The sequence below is a fragment of the Roseibium sp. Sym1 genome (assembly GCF_027359675.1).
Classification (GTDB): Bacteria; Pseudomonadota; Alphaproteobacteria; order Rhizobiales; family Stappiaceae; genus Roseibium.
The window spans coordinates 80,861-97,243 of record NZ_CP114788.1 but is presented as its reverse complement, the minus strand read 5'-3'; the positions used below and the strand labels follow the sequence as shown (position 1 = coordinate 97,243).

Annotated in this window: 15 protein-coding genes and 2 pseudogenes; 10 read left to right on the top strand and 7 right to left on the bottom strand. The window is 53.9% G+C overall.

What is annotated here, in order from left to right:
* Positions 1–99 precede the first annotated feature (99 nt).
* The 3 genes from O6760_RS32020 (at position 100) to O6760_RS32010 (ending at position 3,696) form a co-directional block, all read left to right on the top strand.
* Positions 100–306 carry a heavy-metal-associated domain-containing protein gene (locus O6760_RS32020; RefSeq protein ID WP_075284818.1) on the top strand — a complete coding sequence of 69 codons (207 nt, stop codon included), beginning with the start codon at positions 100–102 and terminating at the stop codon, positions 304–306.
* Between the two features lie 311 nt (positions 307–617).
* The gene (locus O6760_RS32015) at positions 618–2,942 is read left to right on the top strand and encodes a copper-transporting P-type ATPase (protein ID WP_267480492.1); all 2,325 of its coding nucleotides are present in this window, start codon (positions 618–620) and stop codon (positions 2,940–2,942) included.
* A 61-nt stretch (positions 2,943–3,003) separates the two neighbouring features.
* Positions 3,004–3,696: a methyltransferase family protein gene (locus O6760_RS32010; RefSeq protein WP_075284840.1), complete on the top strand. Its 693-nt coding sequence runs from the start codon at positions 3,004–3,006 to the stop codon at positions 3,694–3,696.
* 109 nt (positions 3,697–3,805) lie between these two features.
* On the opposite strand, the gene O6760_RS32005 is transcribed toward O6760_RS32010, so the two are convergent.
* Complete coding sequence (locus tag O6760_RS32005; protein WP_075284839.1) at positions 3,806–4,903, bottom strand: acyltransferase family protein; 1,098 nt, start codon at positions 4,901–4,903, stop codon at positions 3,806–3,808.
* A gap of 247 nt (positions 4,904–5,150) precedes the next feature.
* On the opposite strand from O6760_RS32005, the gene O6760_RS32000 reads away from it, so the two are divergent.
* From O6760_RS32000 to O6760_RS31985, 4 genes and pseudogenes are all read left to right on the top strand, one after another.
* A protein-coding gene (locus O6760_RS32000) for an IS5 family transposase (protein ID WP_209171662.1) occupies positions 5,151–5,920 on the top strand; the annotation gives its coding sequence in 2 pieces (ribosomal slippage) (positions 5,151–5,481 and positions 5,481–5,920; 771 coding nt in all).
* 127 nt (positions 5,921–6,047) lie between these two features.
* Positions 6,048–6,161, top strand: a pseudogene (locus O6760_RS31995) (transposase); the annotation flags it as partial.
* A gap of 141 nt (positions 6,162–6,302) precedes the next feature.
* Positions 6,303–6,998: a TVP38/TMEM64 family protein gene (locus tag O6760_RS31990; RefSeq protein ID WP_075284827.1), complete on the top strand. Its 696-nt coding sequence runs from the start codon at positions 6,303–6,305 to the stop codon at positions 6,996–6,998.
* A 393-nt stretch (positions 6,999–7,391) separates the two neighbouring features.
* Entirely contained in the window at positions 7,392–8,396 is a 1,005-nt protein-coding gene (locus O6760_RS31985) for a L,D-transpeptidase family protein (RefSeq protein WP_075284826.1), read from the top strand.
* A 36-nt stretch (positions 8,397–8,432) separates the two neighbouring features.
* Here the strand turns inward: O6760_RS31985 and O6760_RS31980 are convergent, their stop codons facing one another.
* Complete coding sequence (locus O6760_RS31980; protein WP_075284825.1) at positions 8,433–9,188, bottom strand: heparan-alpha-glucosaminide N-acetyltransferase; 756 nt, start codon at positions 9,186–9,188, stop codon at positions 8,433–8,435.
* A gap of 262 nt (positions 9,189–9,450) precedes the next feature.
* Between O6760_RS31980 and O6760_RS33520 the strand changes: the two genes are divergently transcribed.
* Together O6760_RS33520 and O6760_RS33515 are read left to right on the top strand one after the other, a co-directional pair.
* Positions 9,451–9,663 carry a transposase gene (locus O6760_RS33520; RefSeq protein ID WP_419150112.1) on the top strand — a complete coding sequence of 71 codons (213 nt, stop codon included), beginning with the start codon at positions 9,451–9,453 and terminating at the stop codon, positions 9,661–9,663.
* A 139-nt stretch (positions 9,664–9,802) separates the two neighbouring features.
* Positions 9,803–10,231 carry an IS5 family transposase gene (locus tag O6760_RS33515; RefSeq protein ID WP_075282938.1) on the top strand — a complete coding sequence of 143 codons (429 nt, stop codon included), beginning with the start codon at positions 9,803–9,805 and terminating at the stop codon, positions 10,229–10,231.
* Positions 10,232–10,244: 13 nt separating this feature from the next.
* On the opposite strand, the gene O6760_RS31970 is transcribed toward O6760_RS33515, so the two are convergent.
* From O6760_RS31970 to O6760_RS31955, 4 genes and pseudogenes are all read right to left on the bottom strand, one after another.
* A protein-coding gene (locus O6760_RS31970; RefSeq protein WP_139314154.1) for an IS5 family transposase occupies positions 10,245–10,996 on the bottom strand; the annotation gives its coding sequence in 2 pieces (ribosomal slippage) (positions 10,245–10,666 and positions 10,666–10,996; 753 coding nt in all).
* Between the two features lie 322 nt (positions 10,997–11,318).
* Positions 11,319–12,113 (bottom strand): IS21-like element helper ATPase IstB, encoded by a 795-nt coding sequence (gene istB, locus O6760_RS31965; RefSeq protein WP_075282935.1) that lies wholly within the window; start codon positions 12,111–12,113, stop codon positions 11,319–11,321.
* Positions 12,114–12,156: 43 nt separating this feature from the next.
* Positions 12,157–13,301 (bottom strand): annotated as a pseudogene (gene istA, locus O6760_RS31960) (IS21 family transposase); the annotation flags it as partial.
* 30 nt (positions 13,302–13,331) lie between these two features.
* Entirely contained in the window at positions 13,332–14,189 is an 858-nt protein-coding gene (locus O6760_RS31955) for an OmpA/MotB family protein (protein WP_075282933.1), read from the bottom strand.
* Between the two features lie 478 nt (positions 14,190–14,667).
* On the opposite strand from O6760_RS31955, the gene O6760_RS33510 reads away from it, so the two are divergent.
* The gene (locus O6760_RS33510) at positions 14,668–15,225 is read left to right on the top strand and encodes a transposase (protein WP_083660640.1); all 558 of its coding nucleotides are present in this window, start codon (positions 14,668–14,670) and stop codon (positions 15,223–15,225) included.
* Between the two features lie 527 nt (positions 15,226–15,752).
* Here O6760_RS33510 and O6760_RS31940 read toward each other — a convergent pair.
* Positions 15,753–16,379, bottom strand: a complete 627-nt coding sequence (locus O6760_RS31940; RefSeq protein WP_269586465.1) for a conjugal transfer protein TraH — start codon at positions 16,377–16,379, stop codon at positions 15,753–15,755.
* Between the last annotated feature and the right edge of the window lie 4 nt (positions 16,380–16,383).

Here is a 16,383-nt window from a genome sequence, read left to right as displayed (position 1 = left end):
CAAGGCTGGCAGAAATAAAATTTTGAACGGGTCCCGGATCTTGACCTTCCACCAACTGGAAACTCCATATTCGAAAAATTCCAGCAAAGGAGCACTGCCATGAGATTTCACGTACCCGATATGAGCTGCGGCCACTGTAAGGCGGCTATCGACACGTCCGTCAAGGGCGCCGACGGATCGGCGCAACTGGACTTCGATATGGAAAACAGGATCGTTTCGGTCGAAAGCCAGCTCTCTGCCGATCAGGTCATGGCCGCTCTGAAGACGGCCGGGTATGAAGCCTCACCGGCCCAGTCGGCGTTGTGATTCCACCTGCACCGCAGGATCGAACGGTAAGACCTGTCGGCAGGGCCTGTCTTTGGCCGTATGGTATCACCATGCGGCCTTTTCCAGCCCGGCAAGGGCGCTATTATCCGTTACAGTGATTTCGGCCCGCTACCCGTTCGGAACGTTTGTGGCCCTGGCAGCAAAGCCCGTCATATCGAGCTAAAGCGGAACGCCCTGCTTGTCCCGAACGCCTCGGCCGGCGCATCGAAAATCGGAGAGAACCCGAAATGTCGTCCTATGAGACCCGTGACTCCCATGCCCCGACCACGACGTCCGGGCATGGGGCCGAGATGGTTTACACCTGCCCCATGCATCCGGAGATAAGGCAACCGGAACCCGGCGACTGTCCGAAATGCGGGATGCATCTGGTTCCAGAGGGCGAAGCCGGCCAGCACCATCACGGTCATGGTCACGGTCACCATCATGCCCACGCGACCGGTGACGCGCCGTCCGGAAAAGGCGGCCAATACGATACTGTGCCGGCGGGATATTCGGGATCTGTCTATACCTGCCCGATGCACCCGGAAGTCCGCCGCACCGAACCGGGATCCTGCCCGATCTGCGGCATGGGACTGGAACTTGAAAACGCGGCGATGGCCGACGAGGGGCCGAACCCGGAACTCGTGGATTTCACACACCGGCTATGGGTCGGCGCTGTCCTGACCGTTCCCCTGCTCGTCTTCACCATGGGACCCTATGTGGGCCTGTCGGGCGTGCGCGATATCTTCGGCGAGCGGATAACGCTCTGGATCGAATTGGTCCTGGGAACACCCGTCGTATTGTGGTGCGGCTGGCCTTTCCTCACCCGCGGCTGGAATTCGTTCCGTTCGCTCAATCTCAACATGTTCTCGCTCATCGGCATGGGTGTCATGGCCGCCTGGACCTTCAGCGTCGTTGCGGTTCTGGCTCCGGGGATCTTTCCCGACGGGTTCCGGGACGCCGAGGGTCATGTCGGCGTCTATTTCGAGGCGGCCGCCGTCATCGTGGTCCTGGTGCTTCTCGGCCAGGTCATGGAACTGCGCGCGAGAGAGGGCACCGGCAAGGCCATCAAGGCGCTTCTGGACATGGCCGCGAAGACCGCGCGGGTAATCCGCTCCGATGGCAGCGAGGAAGAGGTCCCGCTGGAGGATGTCCAGATCGGCGACCGTCTGCGTGTGCGCCCCGGCGACAAGGTGCCGGTCGACGGCGTGGTGACCGACGGCCGTTCATCGGTCGACGAAAGCATGATCTCGGGCGAACCGGTGCCGGTCGAAAAGACACCCGGCGATCCGGTGACCGGAGCGACCATCAACGGCACGGGCAGCCTGATCATGGAGGCAACGCGCGTCGGCGCCGACACCATGCTCAGCCAGATCGTCGAAATGGTCGCAAACGCGCAGCGCAGCCGCGCGCCGATCCAGAAATACGCCGACAAGGTTGCCGGCTGGTTCGTCCCGACGGTCATCGGCATCGCGGTTCTCGCGTTCATCGGCTGGGCGCTGTGGGGACCGGCCCCTGCCCTGTCCTACGCCCTGATCGCCGCCGTGGCCGTCCTCATCATCGCCTGTCCTTGCGCCCTCGGCCTTGCCACGCCCATGTCGATCATGACAGCAACCGGACGCGGCGCGCAGACAGGCGTGCTGATCAAGAACGCGGAAGCACTGGAACGCTTCGAGAAGGTCGACACCTTGATCGTCGACAAGACCGGGACGCTGACCGAGGGCAAGCCCCGGCTGGTGGCCGTGCTCCCGGAGGATGGCCATGACGAGCAGGAGGTATTGCGTCTTGCCGCTACCCTTGAAAGGGGATCGGAACATCCGCTGGCTGAAGCAATCGTCGCCGGCGCGGAAGACCGCGGCGTACAGTTGGGCGAGGCCGAAGACTTCGAGGCCGTCACCGGCAAGGGCGTCAAGGGTACGGTCGACGGCAAGAGCGTCGCTCTCGGCAATCTGAAGCTGATGGAGGAACTCGGGCTCCAGGTCACCGCACTGGCAGACAAGGCGAACGCCCGGCGCGACGAAGGCGAAACCGTGATGTTCGTCGTGCTCGAGGGCACGGTCGCCGGTCTCGTCAGTGTCGCCGATCCGGTCAAGGAGACCACTCCCGCTGCGCTGAAGGCGCTGCATGAGCTTGGTTTCCGCATCATCATGGCGACCGGCGACAACGAACGGACGGCGAAAGCGGTCGCCGCGCGGCTCGGCATCGATGAAATCCGCGCGGACGTCCTGCCCGAGGACAAGGCACGCATCATCAAGGAACTGCAAACGGCGGGACGCAAGGTCGCCATGGCCGGTGACGGGGTGAATGACGCCCCTGCCCTGGCGCAGGCCGATGTGGGCATTGCCATGGGCACCGGCGCGGACGTGGCCATTGAATCGGCCGGTTTCACGCTGGTCAAAGGCAATCTCGACGGCATCGTGCGCGCCCGCAGACTCTCACGCGCCACCATGCGCAACATCCGGCAGAACCTGTTCTTCGCCCTGATCTATAATGCGTTGGGCGTGCCGGTCGCGGCAGGCGTGCTTTATCCTGTTTTCGGTATCCTTATCAGCCCGATGTTCGCCGCTTTTGCCATGAGCGCATCATCCATTTCCGTGGTGCTCAATGCGCTGCGCCTGAGAGGAGCAAAAATCTGATACGGAAAGCGAATAGCCGGCAGCCTCTCGTCGTCGAAGAACCCCGGCACTGGAGAGCCTGTTGATCTCGTCCAGCGGATCTTATGGGCTCTGGTCGCTGGTTTTCGTCAACTCGGCGATTTTCATCGTCTTTGCCTTCAGTTTCTTCAAGCCGAAGACTGCGCAGGACTGGCGCAGCCTTGGCGCGTTCAGTGCTTTCGTCCTGGCGCTCTTTACGGAGATGTACGGCTTTCCCCTGACGATCTATCTGCTTTCAGGTTGGCTTCAGACTTTCGAACCTGACGTCGACTGGAATTCCCATGTCAGCGGGCATCTCCCGGAAGTGCTTTTAGGATGGCAGGCGAATCCGCATGCAGGCCTGTTTCACATCGCCAGTTTCATTTTCATTGGGTGCGGCTTCTGGCTCCTCGCTGTGGCCTGGCGCCACCTCTGGGCGGCGCAGAGGAAAGATCGGTTGGCCGTGGCCGGTCCCTACGCCCGAATGCGCCATCCGCAATATGCAGGTTTTGTGCTGATCATGTTCGGCTTCCTGGTGCAGTGGCCGACCATCCTGACTCTGGTGATGTTTCCAATATTGGTTTGGATGTACGTGCGCCTTGCTCGCCATGAAGAAGCCGATAGCCGGGCGCGTTTCGGATCCGAATGGGACTCCTATGCAGGCCGCGTACCCGCTTTTGTTCCATCCCGTTTAACTTCCGACAGGCAAGCTGGTAATGGCGGTCAACGCTCTACCAAGAACTCCGAGCGGGAATAACAACTGGTCCGGGAGTTTCGCGCGCCAAGAGAAATCCGCGTACCCTCCGTTATCAACTTGCGATAAATACTGCTGCATTCCAGACGCTGTTGCCGTACTCCGGCGCCAATTAATTGTACGCGACCGACTTTTCTATAGGGATCCTTGCCCAGCCTGGCCTTTCGAACAAGAAGGTGCCGTATCCCGTCCACCTTACGAGGGAATAAAGGATCAGGGGACTGACGAGCGATCCGGCGAACACAACAACACTCAATATGCCGACATCGGAAATCAGCCCGCTCCACTGCAAGATCCCGCGAATGATCGACATGGGAATTGTGAAGGCTACATAGACGACCAGTGAATGCTCGCCGATCCACCTGAGCCATTCGAACCTCGGGCTCCTCACAAACAACGCGCCCATGACGCACAAGGCGAAGGTACCGGCAACTGCGAGGAACAAATGGACCGGAGGAATAGCTGCAAGACCCATCTGCATTTCGGCCGGGTGAAGGGCATAGCCGGGCGAAAACACGAGCAGGTAGTTCGCAATGGCCCAAATGCCCAGTCCGACCAAAGAAAGTCGCCAATGTCGTTCCGAAAAAGCAACAATCCTGAAGACCAGCGGAGCTGCGGCGTAGCCAAGATAAAAAAAGACAAAATAGGCGAAGAACTGCGTAACGAGATAGCTGGGTGAAACGTAACCTGTCATCTGCAGCACCGCCGCAACCAAAATGACCACCCAATGTGGCATATTCACCCGCCACAATAGTTTTGCCGCTAGCGAGAACACTGCGAGCATATAGATGAACCAGAGAACTCCGTAAGGTTGTACAACAGCCCACGCAAGATCGAGCAACATCTGATCTGGCCGCCCGCTGAAAATGCCGATTTTCAGGCAGATAGAGATCAAGGCCCAGAGCCCGTAAAAATAAAGGTAATGAATGATGCGCCGGTCCGCGTAACGCCGCCAGGGTCTGGCAATGACGTTGGAGAGGAACAGGCCAGAAATGAGAAAGAATTCCGGCATTCGGAAGGGTGTGGCGAAACCGATCGCGTAGTGAAGAAACCCAACCTTCCCGGTGTGTTCGCCTGTGTTATACGTTGCATACATCATGACAACCAGGATGATGCAGATCCCTTTGGCTGCATCGACCCATGGCATGCGCTGAGACGTTTCAATACGCGCCCCCTCAGTCAACGTACTATCGCCCAAACTTCCGCCCATCAGTTTTCCTCCCTAATCCGGAGAGTTCCCCCCTCGGCAGTCAAAGAAATTTCATCAATCTTTTCCAAAAACTCACAATTCCAGAACTAACAATTCTGTAATCTTTATTAATGGGTTAATTCGTATTGCGATTGCAGTCTATCATCCGAACGAGGGCCAGCCGTAATGCTTTCGGTCACATACTCATAAACAGGATTCCCTTTGAGCGTGAGTTCTGATTCACTGAGCTCAATGAGTGGAGGTCAGGATGGCACGCTTCGATCTGACGGATTTCGAGTGGTCTGTGATAGAGCCGCTTCTGCCGACAAAGGTGCGAGGAGTACCCCGCGCCGATGACCGCAAGGTTCTGAACGGCATCTTCTGGCGGTTGCGCACAGGAGCTCCCTGGGCGGATATACCGGTGCGCTATGGCCCGTACACGACCTGTGTCAACCGCTTCAACCGATGGCGCAAGGCTGGGCATTGGGCGCGCATTCTTGAAGCCATATCAAATGCTTACGACGGCGACGTGCAGATGATCGACTCCTCATCGATCCGCGTTCACCAGCATGTTGCCAACGACCAAAAAAAGACGAACGATCCCGTTGCATGGGTCGCTCGCGCGGCGGCCTGACCACCAAGATCCATGCACTCGTTGACGCCGAGGGACGACCGATCCGCCTCAAGTTGACCGAGGGCCAGACCCACGACGGACGCTCGGCCGCCGATATGTTCGAAACCCTCAGTGCCGGACACATCCTGCTCGCCGACCGCGCTTATGACGGCGATGCCTTGCGCACCGAAATGGCGTCGCGGGGCACATGGGCCAACATCCGCGCCATGCCGAACCGCGTCAAAACATTTCCACTCAGCGCCTGGGTCTATCGGCAGCGCAACGCTGTCGAGAGGTTCTTCAACAAACTCAAACACTTCAGGGCCGTTGCCACACGATACGGCAAGCGCGACGAAAATTTTCTTGCCTCAGTCCAACTCGCTTCAATTCGCATCTGGTTGCCAACTTGTGAGTCGGTCACCTAGGCTTCGGGCCCATAAGATTTATATGCAAATCAGCTGGAGGTTGTTTCATGTGCGGACGCCCCACATCATCAAGCTCCTGAATAGGAGTTGACGATGTCTGATGGGTTCTTCTGGCTCAATGATGAGCGTAATAAACGGCATTATTCATGTCTTGAAGTCGGGCGGTCGCTGGATCGATGCGCCGAATGTCTATGGCGCCAGGAAAACCCTTTACAATCGCTTCGCGCGTTGGTCCGAAAAGTGTGTCTGAACGAGAGAGCTTCGAATTGAAGTTCCAAATTGTAGAGACCCGTGTTTGACGTGATGATCGAAAGTACGGCCATTTGGGCACGGCAACGTTAAAACAATTTTTAATATATCACCATCTAAGGGAGCGAAAACAATGAAAACTGGTTCATCAAACATAGTAAAAATAGTTGCCTCTATTGCACTAAGTTCCATTTTTCTGTTATTTGCTCTTGGGTGGCGCCCGAATTTTTTCGAGAATTTTAACTCAGAAACTGTAAAGACGCTTGTCGAACATTCAGGTATCTGGGGACCACTTTTCATTATAGCTCTAATGACGCTAGCTATTGTCGTCAGTCCTCTTCCAAGTGCCCCAATCGCACTCGCTGCTGGAGCTGCATACGGGCATACTCTGGGCACGATTTACGTTGCAACCGGTTCTTGCCTCGGTGCAACGATTGCGTTTTTAATTGCGCGAAAGCTCGGACGAAATGCGATTGTTCGTCTTTTGGGTGAATACGCAAACTATGGTTTTTTGGGTTCTCAAAATGCTCTGACCATCACGGTCTTTACAACCCGAGTCATACCTTTCATTTCTTTCGACGCTGTGAGTTACGCAGCAGGCCTAAGTGGGCTTTATTTATGGCGGTTTATCATCGCAACTATCGCCGGAATAATACCTGCAAGTTTTGTTCTTGCACACTTTGGCGCAGAAGCAATGAATGGCCCGATTGAACCCGCAGAATTGTTGACGCTAGGTTTGGGAATATTTACCGCCCTTCCATTGCTTTGGTTAACTCTTCGTAGACGTTTAAGACCAAAGAGCTGGCGCGACCACCGCGGCCATAATTAGGACACTGAAGATTGGATGCGATACCAGGGAGTTGCGCCTTGCCACCGTTGACGAGCAATGCGCTGCACAACCGTATAGCCTTTCGAAGTTTAGCGAAATTCAACGCGCGAAGATCCTTGCGTGAAGGCCATTTGAATAGATATTTTTTGCTCTTAACTGAAACGTATTTGTGATTTGAGGGAGAGAAAAAGAAGCGATATGGTTGCTTTTGACACTCATCTTAGCTTGATCCTTTACGTTTCGGAAAATGGCAAAATAAAATTTGCAAAATGCAAATAGGTTTTGACATTCACAAGGCAAATGAATGATCGAGCATGGAATAGATTTGAAAAACAGGTTGAGGTACAGGCTGATGGTCAAGGTTGCCATTAATTGCCTTAACGGAAATCTTTCATGAAGATATTCCACGCTATTGCATTGGCAGCATCGGCGCTATTGCCTGTTGGATGTGTTGGCACCGCTTTCGAAATGGATTCTCGCGGCGAAATCGCGATTCCCGCCAGCATTGAAACGTTGATGAGGAGCAAAGGTACCAAATCAACGGACCCCTTGTTTATTAGAATTTTCAAACAAGAAAGTGAACTTGAGGTCTGGAAACAAAATCGAGTTGGCAAGTATGTTCTACTAAAAACTTATGCGATGTGTCGCTGGTCTGGCGACTTGGGGCCCAAAAAAGCTGAAGGTGACCGGCAATCGCCGGAAGGTATTTACGAAGTAACGCTCCCAAGATTAAATCCAAATTCTCAGTATTATCTGTCGTTTGATTTAGGTTATCCCAACAAACTTGAACGAGCGAGAGGCTACACCGGAACTGCCTTAATGGTTCACGGTGCCTGTTCCTCCTCCGGTTGCTTTGCAATAACTGACGATCAAATAGGTGAGGTGTACGCTCTGGCTCGAGAAGCATTACGCGCAGGGCAGCCTGCAATCCAGGTCCAGTCACTTCCCTTCCGTATGACACCCAGGAACCTTGCATTACACAAAAGCAATGCAAACTTCAATTTTTGGTTAGATTTGAAAGAAGCCTCTACAAGATTCGATGTATTGCAAGAGCCGCCTGATTTTGGGTTCTGCGAAGGGAGATACCGTTTTGGTATTTCGAAAACATCTGCGCCTCAATATGGGCCACTCGGAAAATGTCCTCAACTCGAAGCTCCACCTGCCAATGTAACTGAAAAGTTGGATGCTGATTTAAGATCAGCAGAACAACTCCTAGAAGAGGAACGTAGTGTTGAATTATCATACGTCGACGGTGGAATGCATACCAGATTTAGAACCGTTCTTCTAAACAAAGGAGCAGAATTTTTATCAAAACAAACGTCTAATAATGGTGTACCAATAAGCAGGCCTAAAGCAGCTTTGTCTGACCCGTTCAATCGCATGCTTGGCCAGCCATGATTGCTTTTCCAATTTATCCAATTGTCATTTCCACTATCAATAATCAAGTAGATAGGAAATTGGAAAGATAATTCCAAAAAGCAATGGCTGGTGAACTAGGTATATCAAAAGGCTATTGCGCCCCATCCACACTAAGCTTCGTGTCAATTGAGTGTCAGGCAGGTCTGCGGCCGACCTTGAATTGAAGTTTTTTGAGAGCGAAACCTTCGTGAGGAAAATTCCTATCATAGTCAATCCAGCCCAAGGTAAAATTGGGACGAAATCGTTGCTTGGCGGAGGGAAGGCCGAAAGGCCGGTCCAAGCAAACCATCGCGTGTTTAATAAATCCAACGCTACAAATTGAGGAACAATTAGAAACACTAAGCCGGTGGATAATGCCCCTAGCGGTGGCAATCTAAGGAACAAAACGCCAAGCAAAGAAGAAACAGCAATCGCATGTAGTATCCCAAAATAAATGTAAGTTTCCGGAAAAGCGAAACTAGTAACAATAGAAATTGTGAATGCTGCCGTAACTATCACCAGTACTCGTTTTGCGAATTTTTTTAGCTTGAGCTCTTCGTTGTGTGCGAGTACGAGGCTTACACCGACAAGAAACATAAACGTTCCGGCAAGAAGACGTCCGAATAAAAGCCAAACTGAATTAAACGCAAGACCCCGTACGAGTCCTGATAATTCCAAATCCCAAACAACATGGAAAAGAACAACTCCAGCAATCGCAATCCCTCGTACTGCGTCAACTAGAAGAATTCGATGATTTGTTAAATTGGAACTACTATTCCAAGATCCCGTCATTTCACACTCCGGAATTAAATTTTATTTAAGATATCAAGAGATCGATCTCCCAACCGAAAACCACACAACTTCCAACAAGAAAGCGTTTCAAGCCAACGGACAACGACAAAATTGAAATAAATGTTTCCAATAAGTTCGCTGAAGCATACGTCCCGGAAACATTACGCCTCAAATCCAGACGAAAGAAACCTTTCCATCTAGGTCACATACTCATAAACAGAATTCTCTTGTAGGGAGAGTTCTGATTCACTGACCGCCGTGAATGGAGGTCAGTATGGCACGCTTCGATCTGACGGATTTCGAGTGGTCTGTAATACAGCCCCTACTACCGACAAAGGTGCGTGGTGTACCGCGCGCTGACGATTGCAAGGTCCTGAACGGCATCTTCTGGGTCTGCGCACGGGGGCACCCTGGGCCGAGATACCAGTGCGCTACGCGCCCGTACACGACCTGTGACAACCGCTTCAACTACTAGCGCAAGGCTGGCCATTGGGCGCGTATTCTTGAAGCGGTATCAGATGCTTACGACGGTGACGTGCAGATGATCGACTCGTCATCGATCCGTGTTCATCAGCATGCCGCCAACGGCCAAAAAAGACGGGCGATCCCGTTGCATGGGTCGCTCGCGCGGCGTCCTTACCACCAAGATCCATGCGCTTGTCGATACCGAGGGACGGCCGATCCGCCTCAAGTTGACTGAGGGCCAGGCTCACTACGGACGCTCGGCCGCCGACATGTTCGAAACGCTTAAGGCCGGTCACATCCTGCTCGCCGACCGCGCCTATGACAGCGATGCGTTGCGCGCGGAAATGGCCGGGCGAGGCGTATGGGCCAACATCCGCGCCATGCCAAACCGCGTCAAATCCTTCCCGTTCAGTGCCTGGGTCTATCGACAGCGCAACGCCGTCGAGCGCTTCTTCAACAAACTCAAACACTTCAGGGCCATTGCCACACGATACGACAAGCGCGACGACAATTTTCTCGCGTCAGTCCAACTCGCTTCAATCCGCATCTGGCTGCGAACTTATGAGTCGGTCACCTAGGGCTTGTGGGGATTCATCTCGAGTTTATCACGGCAGCAGCGAGGTAAATAAATGCCTCGTAGCTGCGGTCGGTTTTGGAGGCGCGCATGGCGATGCGTTTGAACTCTTTGAGTTTGCAGAAGAAGTTCTCGATGAGGTGTCGCCATTTGTAGATCTCTGCATCGATCTTTCGCGGCAGGGCTCTGCGGGAATGCTGAGAGATCACGACCTTGGCGCCGCGTTCATCGAGGTCAGCGACAATGGCATTGCTGTCGAAGGCTTTGTCGGCGAGCAAAGCCCCAAACTCGACACCGTCAATCAGCGGTGCGACTCCGACGCTGTCAAAACGGTGACCAGGCAGTAGGCGGAATCGAACGAGATTACCCAAGGCATCGGTCAGGGCCAGTATCTTGGTGGTCATACCGCCTTTGGATCGGCCAATGGCCTGGCTCTGAGTCCCCCTTTTGCGCCCTGACCATGGCGGTGAACCTTGACGATGGTGGCATCCACCATGGCGTATTCCATGTCCGGTTCGTCCGACAGAGCATCAAAGATGCGTTTGAAAATATCGGCCTCGCGCCAATCCCGGAACCGCCGGAAGGCCGTGCTCCAGTTACCGAACATGGCAGGAAGATCACGCCAGGGGCTGCCAGTGCGCACACCCCAAAACACGGCTTCGATGAACAAGCGGTTATTCCCGCCGCTCCGCCCGGGGTCCGTCGGTTTACCAAGGCAGTGCGGCTCTATCTTCGCCCATTGGGCGTCTGTCAGTACAAAACGATCCATCCAAAGTGTGAATCACATTCATACTGATTTGTGAATCCCCACAAACCCTTGAGCGTTTCCATTAAATTTTGGGTCATTTGACGACGGAGTCAAATCACAACGCGAAGCGCGCTGCACAGCGTGATACGGACGTTGGGCATGCGGCTGAACACCACCGAAAGGCTGGTTCCGGTCACCCTAAGGGCCGGTTGGTTTCGCCGCTAACTGCGTTGGTGCGAGCATCTGGTGGAGCCACACCGTGGTGTGTGTCAAGGCACCTCAAATTTCACCATAATGGGCCCTCTAAAATTCCCCAGTTTGGTGTCCCGGTAGTCAGCCGGATTTACAGACCGGCGGCTCCGTGTATAGCTTTTGGTGCCCGTCCCCTGCGCCTCGGCGGGGGTGGTGGCGAGATCGGCGCGTTTGCACGCATATGTCCCGGGATTAGATCCGGGTGCCCGCGAAGCCGATAGCTGGCGCCTTCGATCTGCACGACGACAGCATGGTGAAGAAGTCTGTCCAAGAGTGCGGTCGCAACAACAGGATCCCCGAAGACTTCTCCCCATTCCGCGAAGCCGCGGTTTGAGGTGAGGATCATCGCCCCTTTTTCATAGCGAGCGTTGACAAGCTGGAAGAACAGGTTGGCTCCGCCTTGTGTAATCGGCAGATAACCGATCTCGTCGACGATCAGTAGCGAGGCCCGGGCGTAGAAGCGGATCTTGTCGACCAGGCGCCCCTCCCGTTCAGCTTTGGACAGGGCCTCGATCAGATCGGCCAATGTCGCCCGGTAGACGCTTCTACCGGCTTTGACCGCAGCGACGCCAAGACCAGTGGCAAGGTGGGATTTGCCGGTACCCGGTGGGCCCAGGAAGTGGACCACTTCCGACCGTCGGACAAAGTCGAGCTGGGCAAGGGCTGCAATACGTTCGCGGTCAAGCGAAGGTTGGAAGGAGAATTCGAAGCCTTCCAGCGTCTTGATCGGAACCAGCCTCGCCGTCTTGAGGGCCACGTCGATCCGCCTGGTCTCGCGCGTGGAATACTCTTCACTGAGCAAGGCATCGATCGCTTCCACCGCCGTGATCTCACCCTGCTCCAGACGATGAAGCGTGTGATCGAGTGCTTCCAATGCACGCGGCATCTTCAGCCCGACAAGCGCCCCCGGACTCTTTCCAGAAGCTCACTTATGCCGGCACCCGTTCACTTGCCAGGCGCCGTCCGACCGCATCATAAAAGTCGAGTGATCGGTGCAATCGATCAGAGTTGCGGGAAGGTGCTGTCCGTTTCGGCGGTGCCTTGCGATGAAGGGGATCGACGCGCCGTTTGTTCTTGCCCTCCAGGATCGGGTGACGTGCGATCTCGATCCCGTCTTCGAAGATCCGGATGTCCTGGGTGTGGTTCTGCACTTCCAGTGTCCGCCTGCGGGTCGTGTCCGGCACGCTGTAGTAATTTCCGTCTACCGAGATCATGCCCTCATGACTGACCCGCCGCTCAATGGTGAGAACCGCGCTGTACGGCAATGCCGACAGTTCTTTCAGGGCTGGCTGTTCTTCCGCAAAAGCTACGTCGACAACACGGTCGGTCGTCGCGTGCACTCGCGGATTGGCCACTGTTTCCCGCCATTGCGTGAACTGGGCATTGAGATCGTCGAGGTTCCGGAAGCTGCGGGCCAGGAAGAAGTCCTGACGAATGTACCGGAACGGCCGCTCGACTTTTCCCTTGGTTTTCGCCCGATAGGGCCGGCAGGCTTTCGGGGCCGTCCCATAATGATTGAGAAGCGCCACCAGCGAGGTGTTGTACGTGACAATGCCGGCCTCGTCTTCGCCGATCACCGCAGTCTCCCTGCGGTCATAGAGAATTTCTTCCGGCGCACCGCCCTTGGCATCAAAGGCCGCTATGTGACAGCGCATCACTGATTGGAGGTTCTGGCTGGAGACGAACCGACCCCAGAGCCAACGGCTGTGCCCCAGGACCAGCGAGAAGAGCCAGACTTTCCACGTGACACCAGGCTCGTCAGTGAAGTTGACGATAAACTCAGCAAAATCTACTTGAGCCTGTTTGCCTGCTGGCGTTTCAAAACGCCGCTCAAATTGAGCCCGCGCCGGCGGCCGGATCTCGCGAAGATACTTCTTCACGGTCGTGTAGCTGCCTTCGTAGCCCAGTTCAGTGATTTCCCGCAGCAAACGCCAGCCAGATAGATCGGGGAACTCAGTAACCCGGTCCCTCAGATAATCACGATATCCATCCAATTTGCTCCCGCACGGCGGACGCGGGCTATAAACGGGAGCTTCCAGCTCATCTCTAGATATTTGCGGAACGTCTTGCGGTCATGGAAAACCAGGAAAAATCGGATAACCAGCTATGGTTTGTGAGAAACTGGCAGGGGCGGCGCTTCTGACATCAATAGCAGACCAATTCTTCTGTTCGCCGCAAGGTAGGGGTCATTAGGGAAGAGTGGTTCAGAGTCTGCCTTTCCTGTTACGCCAAAGATTTGGTCGCTTGGTACACCATATTCGACAAGAATTTGCCTTGCGACATTTGCACGGTCACTCGAGAGCTCCCACGCAGTGTAAGTTGGATCAAACCCTTGTTGACCAGCAGTGGTATGTCCCGTGATATGGATTCTATTTGGCATCCGTGAAATAACTGGCGCCATTTTTGAAAGAAGTCTTCTAGTGCTTTCGTACGGATATTTAGATCCTTCTTTAAACATTGAGCGCCCATCTTGATCGACAAGCATAATATTCAAACCTTCTTCCGTTTCCTCCAATATGATGTTTGTAGAGATTTCTGTTATTTCGGGCATTTCTTGCCAAGCTTGGCGTAGCGATGCGGCGGCGGAGGCAAATTGCCGCGGCTTCTCTATTTCCGCCTCTAACGTATCGTTCGTATTTGCTTCCGGGCCTTGCTTTCGACGTTTTTCGTGTCTCTCCTGAGCAAAGTCAGAATCTAATTCTTGTGGAATTTGGCTTATGTCCTTCATGTAATCACGGATTGGAATTCCCTCTACTTCAATAATGCCAGTTTTTCGAGATGTTTCTTTCACGCCAAATGCTTCGCGCATAGACCCAGCAACGACCTGTAGTTTCTCTTTATCTTGAATTGAAAAAGAGATAATCAAAACAAAAAATACTACAAGTAGTGACATTAAGTCGGCAAATGTCACGATCCAAAGAGGCGCGCCTCCGTCCGTCCCTTTCCCTTTTCTTCTCGACATTATTTAATACTCCGCGGAATTATACATAGTGTTTACGATCAGTCCGCAATCAAGATGAAGGTCTATATCCATTTTCATCCAGGTCAGTTAATTGATTCCTAAGTACACCAAATGCGGATTAGATCATTTCTCGTTTGTTCGGCGCCGCCCGTTTGAAACGATGTTTTCGCACTCTTGTCTGCTTGCAAGACAGTTTCACGCTCACCGAGAGCTGAATAGATTTTTTTCAGTCATGACCAACACTTGAGAGCTACTTGTTTTTGACAAATTTGAATTGCCGAATTACCCGCATTGGGCCCGATACTTTAGTATCCAATCCGAACAACTCATATCTTGCGCAACGGAGACATATTCAACTTTAACGCCAACACATTGGAACTTAGATTCAACTTTCGTTTCTAGCAGAACGTTGAAAAAGTCACTGGCGCTTTGGTTTCGATGATGATTCCTTTGGTCCTGCGGGATTTGAGATGCACGGGTGCGAAAGAACCATCCGTTGCGCAAGATCCGGAAAATTGTGACCACGGTGTTGTTTGGTCTGAGCGCCGACTTTGCAGTGCTTTATTCTTCGATGGGACGTCCTTCGATCGCACCGGTGAAGCTGCTACGAGCATTGCTGTTGCAGGCGTTTTACTCGATCCAGTCGGAACGGCTTCTGATGGAGCGGCTGGAATACGACCTTCTGTTTCGCTGGTTTATCGGTATTGGCGTTGACGATCCCGCATGGAACCATTCGATCTTTTCGAAGACGCCAGCGCAATACCAATCGGGTGAAACCTACATTCAGGGCAAGGTCAGCCGTTGCGGCGACGAACTCGCCCGCACCGCCCTCTACAAGTCAGCACATTCGCTACTTGTGCGCCCGAAGAAATGGTCGAGCTTGCGCGCCTTGGGCATGAACATCGCCAAACGTCTCGGCATGGCACGGGCCCGCGTGGCGGTAGCTCGCAAGCTGGCCGTTATCCTGCATCGCATGTGGGCCGTTGCAGCCGAATTCTGCTTTGGAAAGGAAGCCGCCGTCCCCGCATTGGCATGAGTTAGGGCAAGGAACAAAAACGAACACAGACAGTGGTTCGCCCGAGAGGGTGATCCGGAGCGTTCCTGCGGGGACGATGGGCAAGGCGATCTCGTTAGCAGGCACGATCCTGGGCAAGTTCTCCAAGGTCGTTCAACAGATTGAGTCGCCTCGCTTTCCTGACCCCATCATGCGGCGGCTCCGCGCCGACCGCGAAGAAAAGCGAGTGACCCACGGAGCGATATACTCCGGAAAAAGGGACAGGAGAAGCTTGACCTCACCGACCCCACTCAGAGAAGCCTGCTAGGCTGACACCGCCTAAAAATTTCCATCCTGGAGCGACCCAAAGACAGGGAGAACTTCAATTTTGTAGCTTACTGATCTATCCGGCACCAAGCTAACACTTCGCCATCTTTGGACATCACTTTTCTACATCGGCCAGAAATTAAATAGATATTTCATTTTCCGAAGCTGATGCGGGGCCTTTCCTTAGCATTACAAAAAATAAGACTGCATAGTTTAGTTGTTTCAAATATTTTTCCCTTCAATCATTTCCTATTGTAGTCTTCTATCTCTGACAGATCGACACCTATATCCGCCTTGTTCGGATCCTGCGCCCATAGTTGTTGACGCAGTTCGTTTTTTGGGTCCGGCGCCGCACCTTCGGTTTCCGATACCGGTGCGCCTTCCTCTGAGGCGGCCGGGTCCGGAGTTGCCAACTCAATGGCCTCACCTGGGTCTTCCGCCGTGAACACATACTCCCCATCGAAATACCCCGTCTGGTACGCCTCAATGGCATCTTCAAACCCCTCTGGAACAGGCGTGCCGTACCACTTCGTAACGACCCGGTAGACACGGGCAAACAGCGCCGTCCCGATCTTGATGTTGTTGCACGTGTCAAAGACATCGGCTGCGACCTGGGACTTGTCCGAGATGCCAATACCAACCGGATATTGCGTGATCCCGACGCGCACGACAGCTTTCCCGAGGTGATCCTGAACCAGCTTCATCGCCTCTTGCGGAGAATTCGCTTGTCGAACCAGAAACGTCTTCGACCCGGCACGCACGGTCACATTTAGCGGATCCTTGGAACCTACGGCCGCTATGAACTCTTCAACGATCGCAGGAGTCAAGGAGGGGTCGGCACATTGCTCAATCAGGGCAACATCTATCATGGGT

Excerpts from the sequence above, each read along its gene's own strand:
- O6760_RS32020 (WP_075284818.1), top strand. The coding sequence starts at position 100 with ATGAGATTTCACGTACCCGATATGAGCTGCGGCCACTGTAAGGCGGCT.
- O6760_RS32015 (WP_267480492.1), top strand. The coding sequence starts at position 618 with ATGGTTTACACCTGCCCCATGCATCCGGAGATAAGGCAACCGGAACCC.
- O6760_RS32005 (WP_075284839.1), bottom strand. The coding sequence starts at position 4,903 with ATGGGCGGAAGTTTGGGCGATAGTACGTTGACTGAGGGGGCGCGTATT.
- O6760_RS31990 (WP_075284827.1), top strand. The coding sequence starts at position 6,303 with ATGAAAACTGGTTCATCAAACATAGTAAAAATAGTTGCCTCTATTGCA.
- O6760_RS31985 (WP_075284826.1), top strand. The coding sequence starts at position 7,392 with ATGAAGATATTCCACGCTATTGCATTGGCAGCATCGGCGCTATTGCCT.
- O6760_RS31980 (WP_075284825.1), bottom strand. The coding sequence starts at position 9,188 with ATGACGGGATCTTGGAATAGTAGTTCCAATTTAACAAATCATCGAATT.
- O6760_RS33520 (WP_419150112.1), top strand. The coding sequence starts at position 9,451 with ATGGAGGTCAGTATGGCACGCTTCGATCTGACGGATTTCGAGTGGTCT.
- O6760_RS33515 (WP_075282938.1), top strand. The coding sequence starts at position 9,803 with ATGGGTCGCTCGCGCGGCGTCCTTACCACCAAGATCCATGCGCTTGTC.
- istB (WP_075282935.1), bottom strand. The coding sequence starts at position 12,113 with ATGCCGCGTGCATTGGAAGCACTCGATCACACGCTTCATCGTCTGGAG.
- O6760_RS31955 (WP_075282933.1), bottom strand. The coding sequence starts at position 14,189 with ATGTCGAGAAGAAAAGGGAAAGGGACGGACGGAGGCGCGCCTCTTTGG.
- O6760_RS31940 (WP_269586465.1), bottom strand. The coding sequence starts at position 16,379 with ATGATAGATGTTGCCCTGATTGAGCAATGTGCCGACCCCTCCTTGACT.